We start from the raw sequence: 22,296 nt of genomic DNA on the forward strand, positions 1-22,296 counted from the left end.
GTAAAAATAGTATGTGCTTAATTTTAAGCAAAAAAAAGGCACCAAAAGTGCCTTACTATTTTCAGCCGAGAGCTTTAATCGACTTGCCGATAGCCATCTAAAAAATTTGCAATTCTTCCTATTGCTTCCCTTAGCTCTTCTTCTCGAGGTAAAAAAACAATCCGAAAATGGTCAGGTTTGGACCAGTTAAAGCCAGTACCTTGTACAATTAATATCTTTTCCTGCTGCAACAAATCTAGGGCAAATTGTTGGTCGTCCTTAATGTTGAATTTTTCCACATCAAGTTTTGGAAATAGATACATTGCGCCTTTGGGTTTTACGCAGCTAATTCCTGGGATATCGTTCAGCAGTTGCCAAGCAAGGTTGCGTTGTTCATATAAACGCCCCCCGGGAACAATTAATTCATTGATACTCTGATAGCCGCCGAGTGCTGTTTGAATTGCATGTTGCACGGGCACATTGGCACATAAGCGCATCGATGCCAGCATGTCTAAACCGTCGATGTAGTCCGTCGCGCGATGTTTCGGACCACTAACGAGTAACCAACCAGAACGGAAGCCACATACGCGATAAGCTTTGGATAAGCCGTTAAAGGTTAAGGTGAGCACGTCGTCAGATAATGTCGACATCGGGATGTGTAAGGCATCATCATAAATAACTTTAGAATAGATCTCGTCGGCAAATAGAATCAAATTATGTTCACGCGCCAATTCAACCAGCTCGAGAAGAATTTCTTTGCTATATACCGCTCCTGTTGGGTTATTTGGGTTGATCACCACCAAGCCTTTGGTACGAGGTGTAATTTTACTGCGGATATCGTCTATATCGGGAAACCAACCTGCTTGTTCATCACATTCGTAGTGAACTGGATTACCGCCAGATAAGGTTACGGCAGCTGTCCATAGCGGGTAATCGGGTGATGGGACTAACATTTCGTCGCCGTTATTTAGCAGTGCCTGCATCGCCATCACGATGAGTTCACTAACGCCATTACCGAGATAAATATCTTCGAGGGTGGTGCTACGTAGTCCTTGTAACTGGTAGTGGTGCATTACTGCTTTACGGGCCGAAAATAAACCTTTGGAGTCGCAGTAACCCTGAGCTGTCGGCAGGTTATGGATCACATCGACTAGAATTTCTTCAGGCGCTTCAAAATTAAACTCTGCAGTATTGCCAATATTTAACTTCAGTACACGGTGACCTTCTTCTTCAAGGCGTTTGGCTTGCTTTAATACAGGACCTCGTATGTCATAACAGACATTGTCGAGTTTATGGGATTTCGCTATTTGATACATGATAGTTACAGCCTTAGATGGATATGCTTATTAACTTATTTTTTGAGCTTGCTTGCAAGCCTTTGCGATGAGTATTTATACTTTTTTAGAATTTTTTATGGCTGATGCGATTTTGTGCGATGAGTTGATGATAAACTGCTACTTATAGTAGATTTTTCATTGTGAGACTATGTTAGAACTCAAGCATTTAAAAACCTTACAAGCGCTTCGAGAAAGTGGCTCCTTGGTGGTTGCCGCTCAGCGTTTATGTTTAACTCAGTCCGCTTTATCTCATCAACTCAAAGATCTTGAATCACGTATTGGCGCTAAACTATTTGTCCGAAAGACCAAACCATTACGCTTTACCATGGCGGGTTTAAGAGTATTAGACTTGGCCGATAATGTTATAGAACAGGTACAGCATACAGAGCGTGAATTGAGCCGTCTAGTTGGCGGTCAGGCTGGGCGGCTGCATCTCGCCATTGAGTGTCATAGTTGTTTTAATTGGTTGATGCCCGCTATCGATCATTATCGTGGCTTGTGGCCAGATGTGGAATTGGACTTTAGCAGCGGATTTAGTTTTGAACCCTTACCCGAACTTGCGTTGGGGCAGTTGGACTTAGTGATTACTTCTGATCCCCAAGTGTGGGAAGGGATTAGTTATTGGCCATTGTTCTCCTATCAACCGACATTAGCGTTAAGTCCTAATCATCCCTTGGTGAATAAACCGATCATCGAACCGGAAGATTTTTCCAAGCAAGTGCTAATTTCCTATCCTGTGGATAGTCATCGTTTAGACCTCTTTAATTTGTTTTTGGACCCCGCTGGTGTGGAGCCCTTGGCGATCCGTAAAGTTGATATGACCATCATGATGATGCAGTTGGTTGCCAGTGGCCGGGGAGTTGCGGTATTGCCCAATTGGGCATTAACTGAATATGTTAATAAAGGTTATATCGTGACCCGCCCCTTAGGGGATGGAACATTGTGGCAAAACCTTTACGCAGCCCGAGCTCAAAGTCATCAAGATAGTGCCTACATTGAAGCCTTTCTAGACATTGCCCGCGAGCATTGCTTTAGCCATTTAGAGGGGATCAAACCGATAGTCTAAAACGGCTTTTATTGAGTTATTAGATGGGGTCGATGGCAATCAATTGATTATCGAACATATTCTTGATAAGGCCCACAAATTCATCGATAAACTGTTGCTGCTGCTGGGTTGGACTGCTCATCCAAACACCAGATAAGACTTGTTCTAAGTCATTCATCACCGCGTCCATTTCGCGAATAACGGTGAAGCGATGTTCACTATCGAGGTGCTCGTGTTGGCGACACACTAACATCACGTTGTCAGATAACTTTTCAGTGACATAATCGCATATTGTTAACGGATTCTGTTGTGCCTGCGTATGTTCAAATAACGCAAGATTGTCACTTAAGAAGCCAATTAGCTGAACGTAGCCTTCACTATCAGTTACCATCGTTCTGTTTCCCTCTTCAACTTTATCTTTATCTGTTTAGTGTATAACGAAATATGACTTAAAAAAAATGTCAGTGAACAAATATGTTAGCTCTATAAGGTCTGAGTTAACTCAGCAGACTGAATATAGGCTTGATTACAAGAATTGGGTAGATAAAGTCTCGGATTCGCCCGTTTTAGATCGCTTAAATGATATTCTAACAAACGCTTGTCTATGGGAGCTGTGCTTTCAGTTTGTTGTAGCCAATTGACTAAGGATTTTGTGTTCTGTGCAAATGCCTGTTCTAAGTCGACGATTTGTTGTTTAGTTTTTTGTATTTGCTCCACATTTAGGGGGGAACGCTGTACTAAATTAATCAGGTAAGGCGTCAGCTTGTGGGCTTGTTTAAAATAACTATCACGAATAGGGACAGGAGACAGCTTCAATTGCTGCTGGCGTTCTAGTTGACCGCAGATATGATTCGCTTTAAGTAAGCCTACGGTTTGTTGGATCACTTGGTTGATATCAAAACCTTCGCCGTACATTTCATGGATCCCAGTGGCTAAGTCATGTTTAGCCAGCCGTAATTTGGGAAAGTTGAATTGTTCTCGAGTAAACACTCTTACTCGGTTAGGGGCCGCATGCCGGGGGACGATAATCGCCAGTTGATCGCGCTTTTGCTCAAAATATAGGTTGGCAATCGCGTGCTGTTGTTCACTTAAGCTAATCAGCCGACCACTAATTTGGCAATCTACGGACTTAGGTTTATCACCGATCTGGTTGGCACTAACATATTGTTGAGGATAATCGGGTAATGCCTGAACTTGTCCCAGTTGGCGCTGCAAATAGTGAGTTGCAATGGCGGCACGACAAATGGCGGTTTCATCTAATGGCTCGATGTTAAATACCTTCCAGGCAATTAATGCAACCATGAGTATTAACATACTGCTACTCATAACAATCAATGGTTGCCGTCGAATGATCATAACTGCCTCGTAAACTAGAAAATAATAGCCATAGTGTGTTTATCTGTTGTTTTTCAAAAAACTAAAGGACTATTTAGAATTATAGCGTCTTACTTGGCAGCGCTTGATCTTCTTTTCTCGGTGAATTTTCTAGCTAGCTTAAACTCGGCGCATACGTCGTGTTAGCACGCCAACAAGCTGTCTAGCAGAATTGCCAATTTAAAGTTCTTTACAGGACAAATTTTACAACCTTGTAGTGTGAACTTATGGCCGACTAAGGCCGCGTGCGTTTGGTGATTATTTAAACTTGCTGTTTAATTATTTAAGGCAAAGCAGCGTTTGAGAAAACTAGTGCCGGCATGAATCATTGCGCGTCGCGTGGCGATTGATTCGGTTCTTATTTTAAAGTCATCGTTTCGTCGTTAACAATTAGCTGACTGCTTGGGGCGAATGCCCCAACTTTAAATATTATGCTCGTTATTTTAGGCGGTTTTTTGTTTGACCGGAGGTCGCGTCGCTAATTCGATCCTTCCTTTGGGTTTACTACAACAGGTGAGGACTTGGCCTTGGGGAATATTGGCTAAAGGGGGCGTGGAATATTCAACTTCCCCCTTTAATAGGGTGTTTCTACAAGCGCCGCAGACACCTTCTCGACAATGATATTCAGGATTAAATCCTGCCTGCTCAAAGGCTTCTAGAATACTGCGATGGTGGCTATCAACCACCACCTCAATACCATCAGCGATCACTCGGCCTTCTTGATGCGGCATTACAGCTCAAAATCCTCAAAGTCATCGACTGCAATGGTTGAGTCAATTTGTCCGACGAGGTAGGAACTGATTTCAGCTTCTTGTGGTGCGACCTGTACATTGTCTGAAACTAGCCAAGAATTTATCCAAGGGATCGGGTTACTGCGGTCTTCAAAGCAAGGGTGTAAACCCACGGCTTGCATTCGGTTATTGGTTATATATTCAACGTATTGACAGAGGATCTCTTCATTCAAACCTATCATTGAACCGTCTTTAAATAGGTACTTGGCCCATTGTTTTTCTTGTTCAGCTGCATCGGTAAACATCCGCCAAGCGTCTACCTCACATTCGGCCGCTATTTCGGCCATCTCAGGATCGTCTTTCCCTTCGCGCATTAAATTAATCATGTGCTGGGTGCCTGTGAGATGAAGAGCTTCGTCACGGGCAATGAGCTTAATGATTTTGGCATTGCCTTCCATGAGTTCACGTTCAGCAAAGGCAAAAGAACATGCAAAGCTTACATAGAAGCGAATTGCTTCAAGTACATTAACCGACATTAAACAAAGGTAGAGTTTCTTTTTCAACTCACGAAGTGAGACGGTGTAAGGCTTGCCATCGAGCAGATGTTCTCCTTCGCCATAGAGGTGATACATTGAAGAGGCTCGAATTAAATCGTCGTAATATAGTGCAATGTCATTGGCTCGTTTGATGATTTCTTCGTTTTCCATGATGTCATCAAAGACTTCACCGGGATTTCCCATCACATTACGAATAATATGGGTATACGACCGCGAGTGGATGGTTTCACTGAAAGCCCATGTTTCTATCCAAGTTTCGAGTTCAGGTAGGCTCACCAAAGGCAATAGAGCGACATTGGGAGAGCGTCCTTGAATACTATCAAGCAAGGTTTGGTATTTTAAATTACTAATGAAAATATGCTGCTCATGTGCGGGCAATTTTGCATAATCGATGCGGTCTCTGCTGACATCCACTTCTTCTGGACGCCAGAAAAATGACAATTGCTTTTCAATTAATTTTTCAAAGATAGGATGACGTTGTTGGTCATAACGAGCCACGTTTACCGGCTGACCAAAGAACATGGGTTCTTTGGTGGCATCGTTGGCTGTTTGGGTAAAAATTGAGTAGTTCATCTACATTATTCCTAACAATTCTTTGCGCCTAAGCGCGTAAACTTGGCTTAAATTTTACATGCACCGCCGGCGCAATCATCATCTTCTGGCTCGGGTTTCATATTATCGTGCTGGTCGCTAGCGCCATCACGAGTATTATGATAATACAGAGTTTTTACGCCATATTTATAGGCGGTTAGCAGGTCGGCAATCAAGATTTTCATGGGGACTCGATTACCCACAAAGCGTGATGGATCGTAGTTAGTATTAGCCGAAATACTTTGGTCAACAAACTTTTGCATTAAACCCACTAATTGCAAATAACCGTCATTATTTGGGATATCCCAAAGTAATTCATAGCTATTTTTGAGGTTTCCAAAGTCAGGCACCACTTGTTTTAGAATGCCGTCTTTACTGGCTTTTACACTGACGTAACCGCGTGGTGGTTCAATGCCATTGGTCGCGTTGGAAATTTGGCTGGAGGTTTCCGATGGCATCAAGGCTGATAAGGTTGAGTTACGTAAGCCGTAAGTGGTTATTTCTTGGCGTAATTCTTCCCAATCGTAATGCAGCGGCTCGTTGCTTAATTGATCCAACGATTTTTTATAGGTATCGATGGGCAGAATACCTTGCGCATAGGTGGTCTCATTGAACATCGGGCAGGCACCTTGCTCCTTGGCAAGACGCATCGATGCTTTTAACAGCCAGTACTGGATTGCCTCAAAGGTGCGGTGGGTTAAATTGTTGGCACTACCGTCACTGTATTTGGAACCATTCTTAGCCAAATAATAGGCATAGTTAATGACCCCAATCCCTAAGGTGCGACGGCCAAATGACCCTTTTTTCGCTGCTAGTATGGGGTAGTCTTGGTAATCGAGTAAGCTATCTAAGGCTCGAACTGCAAGATCTGACAAGTCTTCCAATTCGTTGAGATCTTCAATCGCCCCTAAATTGAAAGCCGATAGAGTACATAGGGCGATTTCACCATTCTCGTCATGCACATGCTGTAACGGTTTGGTGGGCAGTGCAATCTCTAAACAAAGGTTTGATTGACGAACTGGTGCTTGAGCCGGATCAAATGGGCTATGAGTATTACAGTGGTCGACGTTTTGAATATAAATACGTCCGGTAGAAGCACGTTCCTGCATCAATAAAGAGAACAAATCAACGGCTTTAATCGCCTGTTTACGGATACTAGCGTCTTGCTCGTATTTTAGATAAAGCTGCTCGAAGGTATCTTGATCTTCGAAAAATGCATCATATAAACCCGGTACATCGCTGGGCGAAAATAAAGTGATGTTTTCACCCTTCACCAAACGTTGGTACATTAACCGATTCAGTTGCACCCCGTAGTCCATATGACGAACTCGGTTATCATCAACGCCTCGGTTGTTCTTGAGTACTAATAGTGACTCGACTTCGAGATGCCAGAATGGATAGAAGATAGTTGCAGCGCCACCACGCACACCACCTTGTGAACAGCATTTAACCGCCGTTTGAAAATACTTATAGAAAGGGATACATCCAGTATGGAAGGCTTCTCCCCCACGGATCTCACTACCCAAGGCGCGGATCCGTCCAGCGTTGATGCCGATCCCTGCGCGCTGTGATACGTAAGTTACAATCGATGATGCGGTGGCGTTGATGGACTCTAAGCTATCACCACACTCAATCAATACACAGGAGCTGAATTGACGGGTTGGGGTGCGTACTCCCGACATGATCGGTGTTGGCAAGGAAATCTTAAATAAAGAGGTCGCATCGTAAAAACGGCGAATGTAATCCAAGCGAACTGATTTGTCATAATGGGCAAATAAACAGGCTGCTACTAGGATATACAAAAATTGGGCACTTTCGTAGATCGTGCCAGTGACGCGGTTTTGTACTAGATATTTACCTTCCAGTTGTTTTACTGCTGCATAGGAAAAGTTCATATCGCGCCAGTGATCGATAAACTCATCCATTTGGGCAAATTCTTCCACGGTGTAGTCTTTCAGCAAATGCATGTCATAAAGACCCGCTTCACATTGTTTGACCACATGTTCGTAAAGCTTCGGTGGTTCAAACTGACCGTAGGCTTTTTTTCGTAAGTGGAAAACTGCTAAACGAGCGGCTAAAAATTGGTAATCGGGCGTTTCTTGAGAAATTAGATCTGCAGCCGCCTTGATAATCGTTTCATGGATATCTTTGGTGGCCATACCATCGTAGAATTGAATATGTGATTTTAGTTCGACCTGTGAAACGGATACATTTTTAAGGCCCTCGGCGGCCCATGTAATCACTCGGTGAATTTTATCCAAATTAATGGCTTCTTGTTTACCGCTACGTTTGGTTATCAGTAGATCTGTATTCATGAATGGAGGGCCTATATCCTAATTTTGTGCTACTGGCTGTCTAGTATGGCAAATATTGCCTGACTACTAGATATAGTGTTTATAAATTTATTTGATACAAGATAATGAGGTTTTGTCGATTTCGCAAGACTTGGAAAAATGAAGAACTTGTGCATAACATGCGGATAATTGCTATATGTTAGTGCTTACTAACTAGCTATCCATGTGACTTTGTTAGCGTGGCGTTAATGCAAGTTCTTTTTGCTATAAAAATAGAAAATTATTTATTTTTATGAAAACTTGAAGCGGTTTATAATTTAGCCAAATGTTTGGCGATTAGCTGTTCAAGTTGCTCACTTTTTTGACAGTGTAAATCGGCTTGCCAAGTGTGGATATTGTCATTTTCCGAAATATAGCCCCATTCGGCTAAAATAGTCGTCATCTGGGTGTTGTTTCCAGCTTCGATGTCACGCAGAGCGTCGCCAACATACAAACAATGCTGTGCTGCTACTTTGAGTTGTTGGCAGGCATGTAACATGGGTTCCGGATGCGGTTTCCGCTGGCTAACCGTATCGCCTCCGACTAGCGTTGCACAGCTCGCAAACTCAGTAAAGTAAGCAAGTAACTGCCGACTTAAACTTTCAGGTTTGTTTGTCACGATCCCCCAAGGTGTAGATGTTGCATCTAAGTAGGCTAAGGTTTGCTGAATGCCAGGGAATAAATTAGTGTCGATGCAGATGTTCGACTGATAAAAGTCGAGTAATTGTTGACGCAGTTTGGTTTGCTCTTGTTGATGCCAACTTTCGCCAAAACCAAAACCCAGTAGCCCCATGGCACCATGGGAGCTTAAAGTTCGAGCATCACTTAAACTAATGAGTGGTTGCTGGTGCTGCGCTAGTACATGATTTGCGGCCGCTGCAAGATCAGGCGCGGTGTCTAATAAAGTACCATCTAAATCAAATAGTACCGCAAGTTTATTGTTCATCCTGATCCTGCTTGGCAAGTTGTAACATGTAATTCACATCGACATTAGGGCTTAAGCGAAAGTGCTCAATCACTGGGTAAAATTGTACCCCGGTAATGGCCTGACTTTGTAGGCTGTGCTCATCAGCCCAGCTGAGCAACTCTGAAGGACGGATAAATTTATCATGCTGATGGGTTCCGTTGGGAACCAGCTTGAGCAGTTTTTCTGCCGCCAGAATCATAAACAGGTAGGCTTTTGGGGTACGATTGATGGTTGATACAAAGAGGTAACCGCCGGGCTTGACCAATTTGGCGCATGCTGCAATTACCGAGCTTGGATCGGGCACATGCTCAAGCATTTCCATGCATGTCACCACATCGTATTGGGCAGGCTGTTGTTCGGCGTGCTGTTCGGCGGTGGTCTGCAGATAAGTTAATTGTGCCCCGGTTTCTAAGGCGTGCAATTTGGCGACTTCAATTTGCTCTTGCCCCATATCGATCGCAGTCACATCAGCCCCTCGCAGGGCCATACTCTCGGCTAATATTCCGCCACCACAACCGATGTCGAGGACTTGCTTGCCAAATAGTCCCTTGGCTCCCCGCTCAATATAGTCGAGACGTAATGGATTGATCTGGTGCAGGGTTTTAAAATCCCCTTGTTCATCCCACCAACGGGAGGCTAAGCCTGCAAAATGTGCTATTTCTTGGTGGTCAACATTTTGGCTGTTATTTGGCTGTTCCATTGGTCTCTTTATCCAAGTCATTATTTATAAGTATTATAAGAACTTGTTCATCCTAGCCACAAGCTTTTGTTGAATTCCGGTAGTTTTTCATTTTTCTAAAAGAAAAGAGCGACATCAGGCCTGTTAAGGCGTCGGTTTTATGGTAAAGTTCTCGATTACGCTGAGTAATTGTAACAAGCAATAAAAACGAAGGATTTTGTCGTCTATGAGCGATCTTGCAAAAGAGATCATGCCTGTCAATATTGAGGATGAGCTGAAAAGTTCCTACCTTGATTATGCCATGAGCGTGATTGTTGGACGCGCCTTACCAGATGTACGTGATGGTTTAAAACCTGTGCATCGCCGGGTGTTGTTCGCAATGAATGTACTAGGTAACGATTGGAATAAGCCTTACAAAAAATCTGCCCGTGTGGTCGGTGATGTTATTGGTAAATATCACCCCCATGGTGATAGTGCCGTTTACGATACAATTGTGCGGATGGCACAGCCGTTCTCCTTACGTTATATGTTGGTAGATGGGCAAGGTAACTTTGGTTCGGTTGATGGTGATTCAGCTGCAGCAATGCGTTATACCGAAATCCGTATGGATAAGTTGGCGCACTCTTTACTGGCTGACTTAGAAAAAGAAACCGTTGATTACGTCCCCAACTACGATGGTACCGAGCAAATTCCTGCGGTGTTGCCGACTCGGATCCCGAACCTGTTAGTGAACGGAGCTTCGGGCATTGCGGTGGGCATGGCCACCAACATTCCACCACATAACCTCACCGAAGTGGTGAATGGTTGTTTGGCAATGATCGAAAATCCTGAGATCACCATCGACGAATTGATGGAATATATCCCTGCGCCGGATTTCCCTACCGCGGGTATTATTAATGGCCGCGCAGGCATTATTCAAGGCTATCGAACTGGTCGCGGTAAAGTGTCGATTCGAGCGAAAGCGGAAGTCGTCACCGACAAGGCCGGCAAAGAAACGATTATTGTTCATGAGATCCCTTATCAGGTGAACAAGGCTCGACTGATCGAGAAGATGGCCGAGTTAGTAAAAGATAAAAAACTGGAAGGTATATCTGCATTACGTGATGAATCCGATAAGGATGGCATGCGTATTGTGGTTGAATTGAAACGCGATGCAGTGGGCGAAGTTGTATTAAACAACTTATATTCACAAACCCAGATGCAAGTGTCCTTCGGCATGAACATGGTTGCCTTGGATAATGGTCAACCGAAGATTTTTAATCTTCAAGAGATGATCGAATGCTTCATTCGTCACCGCCGCGAGGTTGTGACACGCCGTACGGTATTCGAATTACGTAAAGCCCGTGATCGTGCGCATATCCTCGAAGGTCTAGCGATCGCGCTAGCCAATATCGATGAAATTATCGAGCTGATTAAAACCTCTCCGACTCCAGCCGAAGCAAAAACGGCTTTACTTGCTAAAGGTTGGGACTTAGGTGGTGTTGCGGCGATGCTCGAGCGTGCAGGCGATGATGCGGCTCGTCCTGATTGGCTAGAGGCCGAGTTTGGTATTCGAGATGGAAAATATTTCATCACACCGACTCAGGCACAAGCTATTCTCGAATTACGTTTGCATCGTTTGACCGGTCTTGAGCATGAGAAGATCATTGCAGAATACAAAGACTTATTAGATCTGATTGCTGAACTGTTGCATATCTTGAATACCCCGACTCGTTTGATGGAAGTGATCCGCGACGAGTTGATTGAAGTGCGCGAGCAATTTGGTGATGAGCGTCGCACCGAAATTTCAGCGAATAGCTCCGATCTGTCGATTGAAGATCTGATCAATGAAGAAGACGTGGTGGTGACGCTTTCCCATGAAGGCTACGTCAAATACCAACCTTTGAGCGAATATGAGTCACAGCGTCGTGGTGGTAAAGGCAAAGCCGCCACCAAGATGAAAGACGAAGACTTCATTGAGAAGTTGCTGGTGGCAAATACCCACGATACGGTCTTGTGTTTCTCAAGCGTCGGTAAAGTGTACTGGATTAAAGTTTATCAATTGCCGCTGGCGAGTCGTCAAGCGCGTGGTAAACCGATTGTCAACTTACTGCCATTGGGTGATGATGAGCGAATTACCGCGATTTTGCCCGTTCGTGAATATCAAGAAGACAAATTCATCTTGTTTGCAACGGCGAATGGCACCGTTAAGAAAACCCCGTTAACCGCCTTTAAGCGGCCATTATCCAGCGGTATCCGCGCGATTAACTTGCATGATGACGATAAGCTGATTGGCGTTGATATCACCAATGGTGACAACGAAATCATGTTGTTCTCTGATGCGGGTAAAGTGGTGCGCTTTAACGAGAAGCAACGGGATAGTGAGACGGGTGCGGTGAAACTCGATCCTGAAACCGGTGAAGAGCTGTTGGCCTTACGTCCAATGGGTCGTACCGCTGCCGGGGTTCGTGGGATTTCGCTTGACGCCGGTCAGAAAGTAGTCTCGTTGATTGTGCCAAATGGAGACGGAGACATTCTAACCGCCACCGAAAATGGCTATGGTAAACGAACTCGTTTAGATGAATATCCGGCGAAGAGCCGCGCGACCAAAGGTGTGGTATCGATTAAGGTGAGTGAGCGGAATGGCTTAGTGGTGGGGGCCGTGCAGGTGACCGAACTACAAGAAATGATGCTGATTACCGACGGTGGTACCTTGGTTCGTACTCGGGTCCATGAAGTTTCGTTGGTTGGCCGCAATACCCAGGGGGTAACGTTAATTCGTACTACCGAAGGTGAAAAGGTGGTTGGTCTACAACGGATTGACGAAATCGAAGAGGCAGAGTTTGAAGACTTAGCCGATGGTGAAGTAGCGGAGCAAAACGCTGAGGCTTCCCTCGACAACGATAACTCAGCCGCTGCCGAAGATGATTCGGCGGCCAGTGAGACTGATGCCGAATAGTCATCGGCTATAACATAAACGGGCGGCTTCGGTCGCTCGTTTTTGTTTGAGAGACCCGCCAAACCATTGGTATAGCCTATTACAGGCGGTATAAAATGAACCACTGCAGTGGTCGAACACAACATAACAAAGAGATAGGCATGAGAAAAATCTACAATTTTTGTGCAGGCCCGGCGATGTTGCCAGAGGCTGTGATGCAACAAGCCCAAGCTGAGTTTTGCGATTGGCAAGGTTTAGGGGTATCGGTCATGGAAGTGAGTCATCGAGGTAAAGAATATATCGCGATGGCTGCCGAGGCCGAACAAGATCTCCGCGATTTACTGGCGATTCCCGATAATTATAAAGTTCTATTCTGCCAGGGAGGGGGGCGTGGACAATTTGCTGCTGCCCCTCTGAACCTGCTTGGGGATAAAACCAGTATTAGTTATATTACCACCGGACAGTGGTCGAAAAGTGCCGTTGTCGAAGGTGAGAAACACGCGGCAGCCAAGGTGTTTGATGCACTGGCTGTGGATGAGCATGGTCAGGTTTCAGTGCAAGACAGCTCTCAATGGCAATACGATAAAGATTCTGCCTATGTTCACTACTGCCCCAACGAAACCATTGAAGGGATCGCCATCGAAGAGACTCCAGATGTGGGAGATATGATTTTAGTGGGGGATTTTTCTTCTACCATTTTGTCTCAGCCTATCGATGTTAGCCGCTATGGACTGATCTATGCTGGCGCACAAAAAAATATCGGCCCTTCGGGCTTGGCAATTGCCATCGTGCGCGAAGATCTGTTGGATAAAGCTCATTCACTCACCCCAGGTATCATGAATTACAGCGTATTGGCGGCCAGTGATTCGATGTTTAATACGCCACCGACTTACTCCTGGTACTTGGCTGGCTTGGTGTTTAAGTGGTTGAAGCAGCAAGGTGGCTTAAGCGCTATGGCTGAAAAAAATGCCGCTAAAGCCGAGTTATTATACCGATTTATTGATGCGAGTGACTTTTACCACAACTCGGTCGCGCCAGAGAATCGTTCAAAGATGAATATTCCCTTTCAACTGGATAATCCCGAGTTGGATGCACTGTTTTTGAGTGAAGCGGCACAAGCAGGTTTGATGACTCTGAAAGGACATCGCATTGTGGGTGGCATGCGCGCCAGTATTTATAACGCGATGCCCATTGAAGGGGTGCAAGCGCTGGTGGCCTTTATGGCCGATTTTGCACAGCGTCATCCGCAAGGCTAGCCAAACACTGGCAATTTTATCAAGCAATTAAGCCAGTCTATTGGCACTAAAGAAGTAGAGATAATAGATAAATGGAACAATTAACCCTACAGCCAATTTCACAAGTTGACGGTGAAATTAACCTTCCAGGCTCCAAGAGTGTGTCGAACCGAGCATTGCTGTTAGCTGCTCTCGCCGAAGGTGAAACGGTTCTTAACAACTTACTCGATAGCGATGATATTCGGCATATGTTAAACGCGCTGAAAACCCTGGGAGTGTCTTATCAGCTTTCTGACGATCGACGTCGTTGCACGGTGACGGGTTTAGGACGTGCCTTTAAGACGGAGCAGGCTGAGCAGTTGTTCCTTGGGAATGCCGGCACAGCCATGCGCCCACTGTGTGCCGCTTTATGTCTCTGTGAGGGGGAATTTAGCTTGACTGGCGAGCCTCGCATGGAAGAGCGACCGATTGGCGCCTTAGTCGATGCTTTACGCCAAGTGGGTGCCAACATCGATTACTTGAAGAGTGAAGGTTACCCGCCGCTGAAGATCAATGGTACCGGTTTGCAGGGTGGCAAAGTGAGCATCGATGGCTCGGTTTCCAGCCAGTTTCTAACCGCATTCCTGATGGCCGCCCCCTATGCTCAAGCTGACGTTGAAATTACCATTATTGGCGATTTGGTGTCCAAGCCTTATATTGATATCACTTTGAAGATGATGGCCGCTTTTGGGGTCGATGTAGCAAATGATAACTATCAGCGTTTTGTGGTCAAAGGCCAGCAGGTGTATCGTGCTGCCGGCGAGTTTCTGGTTGAAGGCGATGCCTCTTCTGCCTCCTATTTCTTAGCGGCCGGCGCGATTAAAGGTGGTCAGGTAAAAGTCACAGGGGTGGGCAAGAAATCGATGCAGGGTGATGTGTTATTTGCCGATGTATTGTCGGCCATGGGCGCAGATATTGAATGGGGCGATGATTATATTATCGCGCGCCCGGGTGAGCTAATGGCGGTGGATCTGGATATGAATCATATTCCCGATGCTGCCATGACGATCGCTACGACGGCGTTATTTGCTCGCGGTACCACTTGTATTCGCAATGTATACAACTGGCGTGTTAAAGAAACAGACCGCTTAAGTGCAATGGCGACTGAGTTGCGTAAAGTGGGTGCCACGGTTGTCGAAGGTGAAGACTTTATTGAAGTGACGCCACCGGCAAAAATCAAGCATGCAGCAATCGATACCTACGATGACCACCGTATGGCGATGTGTTTCTCTCTGGTGGCTCTGAGTGACAGCGCGGTGACGATTAACGATCCGAAATGCACTTCTAAAACTTTCCCTGACTATTTTGAACGTTTGCAACAGCTTAGCTCGTAAAAAAGGTCGCTAAATTGTTACAACTTAGTTAGTCTAAAGGGGTCACTTTTTTGTGACTCTTTTTTTATATCTGCATTTTGACTCACCTTGGTGGGTTTAATAATTAAATAGGCAAAAAGCCAACACTAAAATGCAGCAAAAACGGTAATGGATACTATGAATGTATATACAGCTAGACAGGCGATCTTAGATCGTCGTCAGCGAGTGGCTGCCTATGAATTGTTATTTCGTGATGGGCCAGAGAATGTATTTCCCAATATAGACCCCCATGAAGCCACTTCTAGGTTGATTATTCGTACCCAGTTAAATCAGGGTTTACAGGAAATCACTCAAGGAAGACCAGCCTTAATTAACTTTTCAGAAGATAGCCTTTATTCAGATATTGTCTGTTTGCTGCCTAAACAGCAGGTTGTGATTGAAATTCTGGAATCAGCAAAACCCAGTAAAAGGCTATACAAGCGTTGTCAATACTTGGTTCGCAGTGGTTATCGTTTAGCTTTAGATGATTTTATTTATCATCCTGAGTGGGAACCATTTTTTAAACTGGTCTGTTTAATAAAGATAGATATAAGAAAAACACCCTTGAATCAACTAGGGTCTTTTTTTGCTGTTATCAATAACTATAAAAGTATCAATTTATTAGCGGAGAAGATCGAAACTCAGCAAGAATATCAGCAGGCGAGAGCTTTAGGTTTCAGCCTCTTCCAAGGTTTTTATTTTTGTCGGCCCGAAATGCGCCAATCTAAGGAGCTGGATGCCAGTTATCAGGTGATCTCTCGACTATTTCATGCAACCAGCAAAGACGAGGTTAATGTGAATGAAGTGGTCGGTTATTTCGAGCGAGACACTAGTTTAGCTTACAAGTTATTGCGTTATGTGAATTCGAGTCACCAGCCAATTGTGCGAAATATCGTATCGATCAAACAAGCGGTCGTATACGTTGGAAATGCTCAATTACGTAAGTTAGTTGCGATACTGGCTAACGCAATGACCGTTAGTCATAAGCCCAGAGAGTTGATGAGAATGTCATTACATCGGGCTCGTTTTTGTGAGTTGGTCGCAAACCGTCTATCACAGGTCAATAGAGACAGTGCTTTTTTATGCGGCTTATTTTCTTTATTAGATGCGATATTAGATAAGCCATTGAGTGAAATTCTTGGTGCTTTACCATTGGATCAAGACATTAAGGCTGCACTATGTAGTGGGCAGTCATCTGTGTTAGGTATCATGTTGCTCACGATAAAATCCTACGAACAGGGCAATTGGGCCTTGAGCGAAAGTTTGGCTCAGCAGTTAGAGATCGATTATCTGGATATTGAACAATTTAACTTGCAAGCGCTGCTATGGAGCGAAGAGTTTCAATCTTTGTTAAGTCCAACAGCATGAAATGAAGTTTAGGTCTTGATGAAAAAACAGCTTCATTTTTATAAAAGAATACCTTGAAACGATTATCGGTAATGATCGATTCTACTTTCGATTTCTATCACCATTGATGGTGGTTCGAACGAGGATCTCCAATCGGCGAATAGTGAAAAGAAACCTCACGATAGTCCTAGTCATAGTGGTGTGAAGTTTTGGCTCGCTTATTGAATTTGTGAGTTAGCAAACATTAATAGGGTTTTTACTTGGTTTTTATTGCATATAAATCAAATAATATTTGATTGATTTTGGTAAGCTGCATAGAGAATATTTGTACTTGGCGCATAGAATGCCGAGACAGCGGGAATTTTTAGGAGCTAAATAGTTTGCAGTGGTGCCTCGTTAAATCTTTAACGTTGCTAGTGGTAGCTTGTTGTTGGTCGTTGGGTGCTCATGCCTATATAGTCAATGCCAGTGAATATCAATGGCTCGAAGATCATCCAAAGGTGAAAGTTGCGGTGGTTGCTGAGCGACTTCCTTTGGAATTTTCGGACCCTCAGGGACAAGCTCAGGGCTATGCGGTTGATATGTTGGCCCAGTTAGCTTCACAAACCCATTTAGTTTTTGATTATCATGTGTTCTCTAGCATCTCCTCTGCAGTGCTTGCTTTGCAGCAAGGTCAGGTAGATATGCTTAGTAGCGCACCTCGTCATCATCGGCTAAGTCCTTTTGTTCATTATACCCAAGCCACCGAGCTGCAAACTCTGGTTGCCTACCAAAACTTAAATCATGCCCGTTTTAGTTCTGTTGAACAGTTATCTGGCCAGAAGGTGGCGGTGGTGATGGGCAGTAGTGCTCATGAAATTGTCGCGAAACAGTTTCCCAATCTAAGTCTTCAGCCATTTACTCGCTTGTTCGATGCGATGCAGGCATTAGCACAACAACAAGTGGTGGCGATCGTCGCAGGAAATGACGAGGTCGCCGCACAACTTCGAGCAATGCCACAATGGCATATGCAACAAGCCTTTCAGTTTGACCAAGATCTAGAACATCGATTCGCCGTTCGTGATGATTGGCCAATGTTGGTGAGTTTGCTTAACCGCGGTCTGAACTCCCTTGAGCCAAACTTTAGCCAGCAGAGTTACCACCGATGGCAATCGATTGTCGCAACGACCCAGCCAAGTAACACCGTATCTTATTGGTGGGGACTCGGGTTATTGCTACTGTTTATCGTGATTGGTGCTGGTTTCCTATTCATCCAGCAAAAATTTCATCGCCTAAAATACAAAGCCACCCTGTTACGTGAGCAATTAGACTATTGGAAAAATCATGATGAGGTAACGGGCCTGCCAAATCGAAGACATATGACCCGCTTAATTGCCGATTGGTTAGATGATGCTTTACCTATGTCGGTGCTGATGTTCGATTTTCCGCGGCAAAACGAAGTATTTGAGAACTTTGGCCAACATCTCGGAGAAGTAACTAGAGAAGCATATGCTAAGCGCGTACAGAAGAGTTTGCGTCGGCATTATCCGGAGGCTCAGCTCGGTTATTGGTATCATCATTATTTTGTGGTGGCGATACCAACGGTGAATCGTGATAAAGAAGTCATTGCGATCGCCAAACAGATCATTCAAAGCTGTCGAGGTTGGTTACGTTTAGAGCAATTACAGTTGTTAACTCGCTGTCATGTTGGCTATAGCTGTTTTCATCCTGGTCGAGATGCGATCCACAGCGATGCTTTACTGGCAAATGCATTTACCGCTTTAAATCATGCGGTAAAAGATGGCAGTAGTATCTGCCGTTATCATCCCGACTTTAGTCAGGCAAGCCTCGTTAAACTGACCCTTGAATCTAAATTACGTAAAGCGATTGCCAATGATGAATTGGAGTTATTTTATCAACCTCAGTATTGCTTGCTTTCGAACCAAGTGATCGGCGCTGAAGTATTATTGCGCTGGTTTACCGATGGGGGGGCGATTTCTCCTGATGAATTTGTGCCTGTCGCTGAAGAAACAGGCTTAGTGCTGCAATTAGATAAATGGGTGTTTGAGAATGCGATGCGGTTCATGGCGCGCTACGCAAGTCAATTGGCGAAAGACTTCAAATTATCCGTTAACTTTTCCGCTGCAACGGTGTCTTTAGGTCATGCGGAGAAAATCGCGATTAGTTATGCCCAGCAATGGCAGGTGAATCCGCAACGGATCTGTATTGAAATTACTGAATCTGCCATGATGGAACAACCAGACGAAGCGAAGGCAAGCATTCAACGAATGCGAGATGCGGGTTTTGGAATTGCGATTGACGATTTTGGGACCGGTTACTCGTCTATGGCCTATCTGAAACACCTACCAGTCACCTTGTTGAAAATTGACCGTGCCTTTGTGAGTGGTTTGGAAGATAACCTGTCCGATCAACATATTGTTAAAGCGATGGTTATGGTTGCACGTAGCATGAAATTCCAAGTATTAATCGAAGGTATTGAAACGCAGAATCAAGCCAATATTGCGTCGGTGATGGGTTGTGAGCAAGCCCAAGGTTTCTTTTTTGCCAGACCGCAAGCTGAGGTTGATTTTGTACAACATTACTTACCTAAACCCCACTTGAAGGAGCCGCTTCGTTTAGTGGGTAGTTAATCTTGGCTCGCCTTTTGCTTTCCCTTGAGTAACAACGATAAATGCCATTAATCTGGCGGGAGAGGGAAATCATGAGAGTTGAGTCAGCAAATCTATTTAGCGAACTCCAATCAATGGCCGGTGAAATGAAAACTGGCGGTATTGCTCAGGATATAAATCAAGCTAACGCACCGCTAGGCCTCTCAAAAGTTAATAGTGACTTTGGCAGTTTATTAAGTGACGCCATTAATAATGTGAATGGCTTACAGTCGAATGCCAATGATTTACGAACCCGTTTCGATTTAGGCGATCGTAACGTTGGTATTGGTGATGTGATGATTGCTAGTCAAAAATCCAGTATTGCTTTCGACGCAACGGTGCAGGTGAGAAATAAATTAGTTGATGCTTACAAACAAATTATGTCTATGCCCGTTTAATGGGACTAGGAGTATATTGTGGCGAGCGAAGGGAGTAACGCAATGAGTCAAGAACAAGCACTACTAGGCTCCGATAGCGATAGTGATAATTTAGAAGCAACGGAACAACAGAGTTCTGCACTATCATTTTTGAGTAACGGTGATGTTCTGCGCCAAATTATTATGATTTTGGCCCTCGCAATATGTTTGGCAATGGCGGTGTTTTTGCTGATGTGGGCGAAAGAACCAGAGATGCGACCACTGGGGACCATGACCACCAATGAACTGGTTGAGACCCTTGATTTTCTCGATCAGGCAAAAATACCTTATACCATTGAAGGTAACTCGGTATTAGTCAATGCTGAACAATACCAAGATATTAAGTTAAAACTTCGTCGCTCAGGGCTGAGTGAGGCTGCGCCAGCTGGAGAGCAAATTCTGCTCAATGATATGGGCTTTGGTGTCAGTCAGCGTTTAGAAGGTGAGCGTTTAAAACTGAGTCGCGAACGTCAGTTGGCGACAGCCATTGAACAAATGAAGTCGGTGAATAAAGCTCAAGTTCTATTGGCCATTCCCAAAAGTAATGTATTTGCCCGTCAGGAGCAAAAACCTTCTGCCACCGTGGTTCTCAGCCTGCGTAATAATAATGGTCTGGTGCAAGAAGAAATCGATTCGATTGTTGATATTGTCGCCTCAGCGGTACAGGGTCTTATTCCAAGCCGAGTGACGGTGACCGATCATAATGGCCGTTTGTTAAATTCTGGCAGTCAAGATCCGTTATCTTCGCGTACTCGTAAAGAATTTGAAATGGAGCGTAAGCGCGAATCTGAATATAAAAACAAGATTGACGCTATTTTGATCCCCGTTGTAGGCTTAGGTAATTATACAGCTGAAGTTGATGTGACCTTAGACTTCACTGCTGTAGAGCAAACGCAGAAGCGCTATAACCCCGATTTACCGGCAGTTCGTAGTGAATTCACGGTTGAAAATAATAATGTTGGTGCTGGCGCGATAGGGATCCCTGGAGCCTTAACCAATCAACCACCAGTCGCTGCACAGATCCCAGAACAAGCAGGTGGCGCAAATGCACAAACTCAGTCTGGAAGTAGTCACAAAGAGGCCACGCGTAACTATGAACTGGATACAACAATTAGTCATACCCGTTCTCAAGTGGGGGTGGTGAGGCGAGTGAGTGTTTCGGTGGCATTGGACTATAATAGTCAAGTTTCTGACAGTGGTGAAACGACACGTGAGCCACGTTCTGCAGAACAGCTCGCTAGCATTCGCCGTTTGTTGCAAGGTGGCGTGGGTTTCAATTTAAGCCGTGGTGATACACTCGAGGTTGTGAGCGTACCATTTACTCGACCTGAAATATTAAGCGAAGCTGACTTGCCGTTATGGGAGCAGGCATGGTTTTGGCGAGCAATGCGGATTGCGGGCAGTGTATTAGTTCTGATTGTATTGATTGTGGCCGTGGTTCGTCCGATGTTAAATCGTATTCTTTCTAGCGGTGAAGAGAGTGAGCATGCTGAAACTGATTTAGATGCGGCACTTGCAGCTTATGAAAATGATGATGATTTACAATTGATTTCGGCCGACAATACCGAAACAGATTTTGGGATCCGTGATGGACAGCTTAAACTACCGGACCTACATAAAGATGAAGACATGTTAAAAGCGGTGCGAGCCTTGGTCGCGAATGAACCTGACTTAGCCGCGATGGTAATCAAAGACTGGGTAATTAACGATGCCAAATGAAAATGAAAATGATATGGATCCAGAAGTCGTTCTGGAAGGAATGAGCGGCATTGAGCGAGCCGCGATTCTGATGCTGAGTTTAAATGAAGATGACGCAGCGACCATATTCCGCCATTTAGAACCCAAACAAGTACAACGTTTGGGGATGGCAATGGCATCGCTCGAGGATTTTTCCCATGAGCGAGTGGTTGCGGTGCATCGTTTATTTATCGACGACATTCAGAAATACACCAATATTGGAATTGGCAGTCAAGACTTTGTACGTAAGGCGCTTACGGCAGCCTTAGGTGAAGATCGCGCCTCCAGTCTGGTTGACCAAATTATTATGGGCAGTGGTGCTAAGGGCTTGGACTCTCTGAAATGGATGGATGCGCGTCAAGTGGCGAATATCATTCAAAATGAACACCCACAAATTCAAACCATTGTTCTCTCTTATCTTGAAGCTGAGCAGTCGGCTGAGATTATGTCGCAATTTGCCGAGAAAGTACGGCTTGATTTAATGATGCGGATTGCCAACTTGGAAGAAGTTCAACCCGCTGCCTTAACCGAATTAAACGAAATCATGGAAAAACAGTTTGCAGGGCAAGCTGGAGCTCAAGCGGCCAAAATGGGCGGCTTGAAGGCGGCAGCCAATATTATGAACTTCCTCGATACCAACATGGAAGGCATGCTCATGGATTCGATCCGCGACAGCGACGAAGAGATGGCGCAGCAAATACAAGATCTGATGTTTGTTTTCGAGAACTTGGTCGATATCGACGATCGTGGTATTCAAACCTTGCTGCGTGATGTTCCTGGTGAGTTACTACAAAAAGCATTGAAAGGTGCCGATGATGGGCTGAAAGAGAAAATCTTTAATAACATGTCGAAACGTGCCGCTGAAATGCTAAAAGATGATTTGGAAGCGATGGGCCCAATTAAAGTCAGTGAAGTTGAAACCGCGCAGAAAGAAATCCTTGGTATTGCTCGCCGCTTATCCGAAGCTGGCGAAATTATGATTGGTGGTGGCGGTGGTGATGAGTTCTTATAA

Annotated in this window: 17 protein-coding genes; 9 read left to right on the forward strand and 8 right to left on the reverse strand. The window is 44.7% G+C overall.

Annotated elements, in window-relative coordinates; translation table 11 throughout:
* Positions 1-74: 74 nt before the first annotated feature.
* On the reverse strand, positions 75-1,295 hold the full coding sequence (locus ACRRS0_RS08495) for a pyridoxal phosphate-dependent aminotransferase (protein WP_432453639.1): 1,221 nt from the start codon (positions 1,293-1,295) through the stop codon (positions 75-77).
* 169 nt (positions 1,296-1,464) lie between these two features.
* Here ACRRS0_RS08495 and ACRRS0_RS08500 point away from each other — a divergent pair, with 169 nt between their 5' ends.
* Positions 1,465-2,382, forward strand: a complete 918-nt coding sequence (locus ACRRS0_RS08500) for a LysR family transcriptional regulator (protein ID WP_432453638.1) — start codon at positions 1,465-1,467, stop codon at positions 2,380-2,382.
* A gap of 19 nt (positions 2,383-2,401) precedes the next feature.
* Here ACRRS0_RS08500 and ACRRS0_RS08505 read toward each other — a convergent pair whose 3' ends face one another.
* From ACRRS0_RS08505 to ubiG, 7 genes are all read right to left on the reverse strand, one after another.
* On the reverse strand, positions 2,402-2,752 hold the full coding sequence (locus ACRRS0_RS08505) for a DUF3802 family protein (protein ID WP_432453637.1): 351 nt from the start codon (positions 2,750-2,752) through the stop codon (positions 2,402-2,404).
* 92 nt (positions 2,753-2,844) lie between these two features.
* Positions 2,845-3,675, reverse strand: a complete 831-nt coding sequence (locus ACRRS0_RS08510) for a hypothetical protein (RefSeq protein ID WP_432453636.1) — start codon at positions 3,673-3,675, stop codon at positions 2,845-2,847.
* A gap of 503 nt (positions 3,676-4,178) precedes the next feature.
* The gene (gene yfaE, locus ACRRS0_RS08515; RefSeq protein WP_432453635.1) at positions 4,179-4,466 is read right to left on the reverse strand and encodes a class I ribonucleotide reductase maintenance protein YfaE; all 288 of its coding nucleotides are present in this window, start codon (positions 4,464-4,466) and stop codon (positions 4,179-4,181) included.
* A complete protein-coding gene (gene nrdB / locus ACRRS0_RS08520) occupies positions 4,466-5,596 on the reverse strand; it encodes a class Ia ribonucleoside-diphosphate reductase subunit beta (protein ID WP_432453634.1) in 1,131 nt (376 codons plus the stop codon). The genes yfaE and nrdB overlap by 1 nt, the downstream gene beginning before the upstream one ends.
* Before the next feature lie 47 nt (positions 5,597-5,643).
* Positions 5,644-7,929, reverse strand: a complete 2,286-nt coding sequence (gene nrdA / locus ACRRS0_RS08525; RefSeq protein ID WP_432453633.1) for a class 1a ribonucleoside-diphosphate reductase subunit alpha — start codon at positions 7,927-7,929, stop codon at positions 5,644-5,646.
* Positions 7,930-8,218: 289 nt separating this feature from the next.
* Complete coding sequence (locus ACRRS0_RS08530) at positions 8,219-8,893, reverse strand: HAD family hydrolase (RefSeq protein ID WP_432453632.1); 675 nt, start codon at positions 8,891-8,893, stop codon at positions 8,219-8,221.
* Positions 8,883-9,614 (reverse strand): bifunctional 2-polyprenyl-6-hydroxyphenol methylase/3-demethylubiquinol 3-O-methyltransferase UbiG, encoded by a 732-nt coding sequence (ubiG, locus tag ACRRS0_RS08535; protein ID WP_432453631.1) that lies wholly within the window; start codon positions 9,612-9,614, stop codon positions 8,883-8,885. The genes ACRRS0_RS08530 and ubiG overlap by 11 nt, the downstream gene beginning before the upstream one ends.
* Positions 9,615-9,819: 205 nt before the next feature.
* Between ubiG and gyrA the strand changes: the two genes are divergently transcribed.
* The 8 genes from gyrA (at position 9,820) to fliG (ending at position 22,296) form a co-directional block, all read left to right on the forward strand.
* A complete protein-coding gene (gene gyrA, locus ACRRS0_RS08540; RefSeq protein ID WP_432453630.1) occupies positions 9,820-12,531 on the forward strand; it encodes a DNA topoisomerase (ATP-hydrolyzing) subunit A in 2,712 nt (903 codons plus the stop codon).
* Between the two features lie 140 nt (positions 12,532-12,671).
* Positions 12,672-13,766 (forward strand): 3-phosphoserine/phosphohydroxythreonine transaminase, encoded by a 1,095-nt coding sequence (gene serC / locus ACRRS0_RS08545; RefSeq protein WP_432453629.1) that lies wholly within the window; start codon positions 12,672-12,674, stop codon positions 13,764-13,766.
* 71 nt (positions 13,767-13,837) lie between these two features.
* Entirely contained in the window at positions 13,838-15,118 is a 1,281-nt protein-coding gene (aroA, locus tag ACRRS0_RS08550; protein WP_432453628.1) for a 3-phosphoshikimate 1-carboxyvinyltransferase, read from the forward strand.
* 156 nt (positions 15,119-15,274) lie between these two features.
* A complete protein-coding gene (locus ACRRS0_RS08555; protein ID WP_432453627.1) occupies positions 15,275-16,504 on the forward strand; it encodes an EAL and HDOD domain-containing protein in 1,230 nt (409 codons plus the stop codon).
* A 359-nt stretch (positions 16,505-16,863) separates the two neighbouring features.
* Positions 16,864-19,113, forward strand: a complete 2,250-nt coding sequence (locus ACRRS0_RS08560) for a putative bifunctional diguanylate cyclase/phosphodiesterase (RefSeq protein WP_432453626.1) — start codon at positions 16,864-16,866, stop codon at positions 19,111-19,113.
* 71 nt (positions 19,114-19,184) lie between these two features.
* Complete coding sequence (gene fliE / locus ACRRS0_RS08565) at positions 19,185-19,529, forward strand: flagellar hook-basal body complex protein FliE (RefSeq protein WP_432453625.1); 345 nt, start codon at positions 19,185-19,187, stop codon at positions 19,527-19,529.
* Positions 19,530-19,571: 42 nt separating this feature from the next.
* The gene (fliF, locus tag ACRRS0_RS08570) at positions 19,572-21,266 is read left to right on the forward strand and encodes a flagellar basal-body MS-ring/collar protein FliF (RefSeq protein ID WP_432453624.1); all 1,695 of its coding nucleotides are present in this window, start codon (positions 19,572-19,574) and stop codon (positions 21,264-21,266) included.
* Positions 21,256-22,296: a flagellar motor switch protein FliG gene (gene fliG, locus ACRRS0_RS08575; RefSeq protein WP_432453623.1), complete on the forward strand. Its 1,041-nt coding sequence runs from the start codon at positions 21,256-21,258 to the stop codon at positions 22,294-22,296. The genes fliF and fliG overlap by 11 nt, the downstream gene beginning before the upstream one ends.

Source organism: Agarivorans sp. QJM3NY_29, from assembly GCF_050870835.2.
Classification (GTDB): Bacteria; Pseudomonadota; Gammaproteobacteria; order Enterobacterales; family Celerinatantimonadaceae; genus Agarivorans.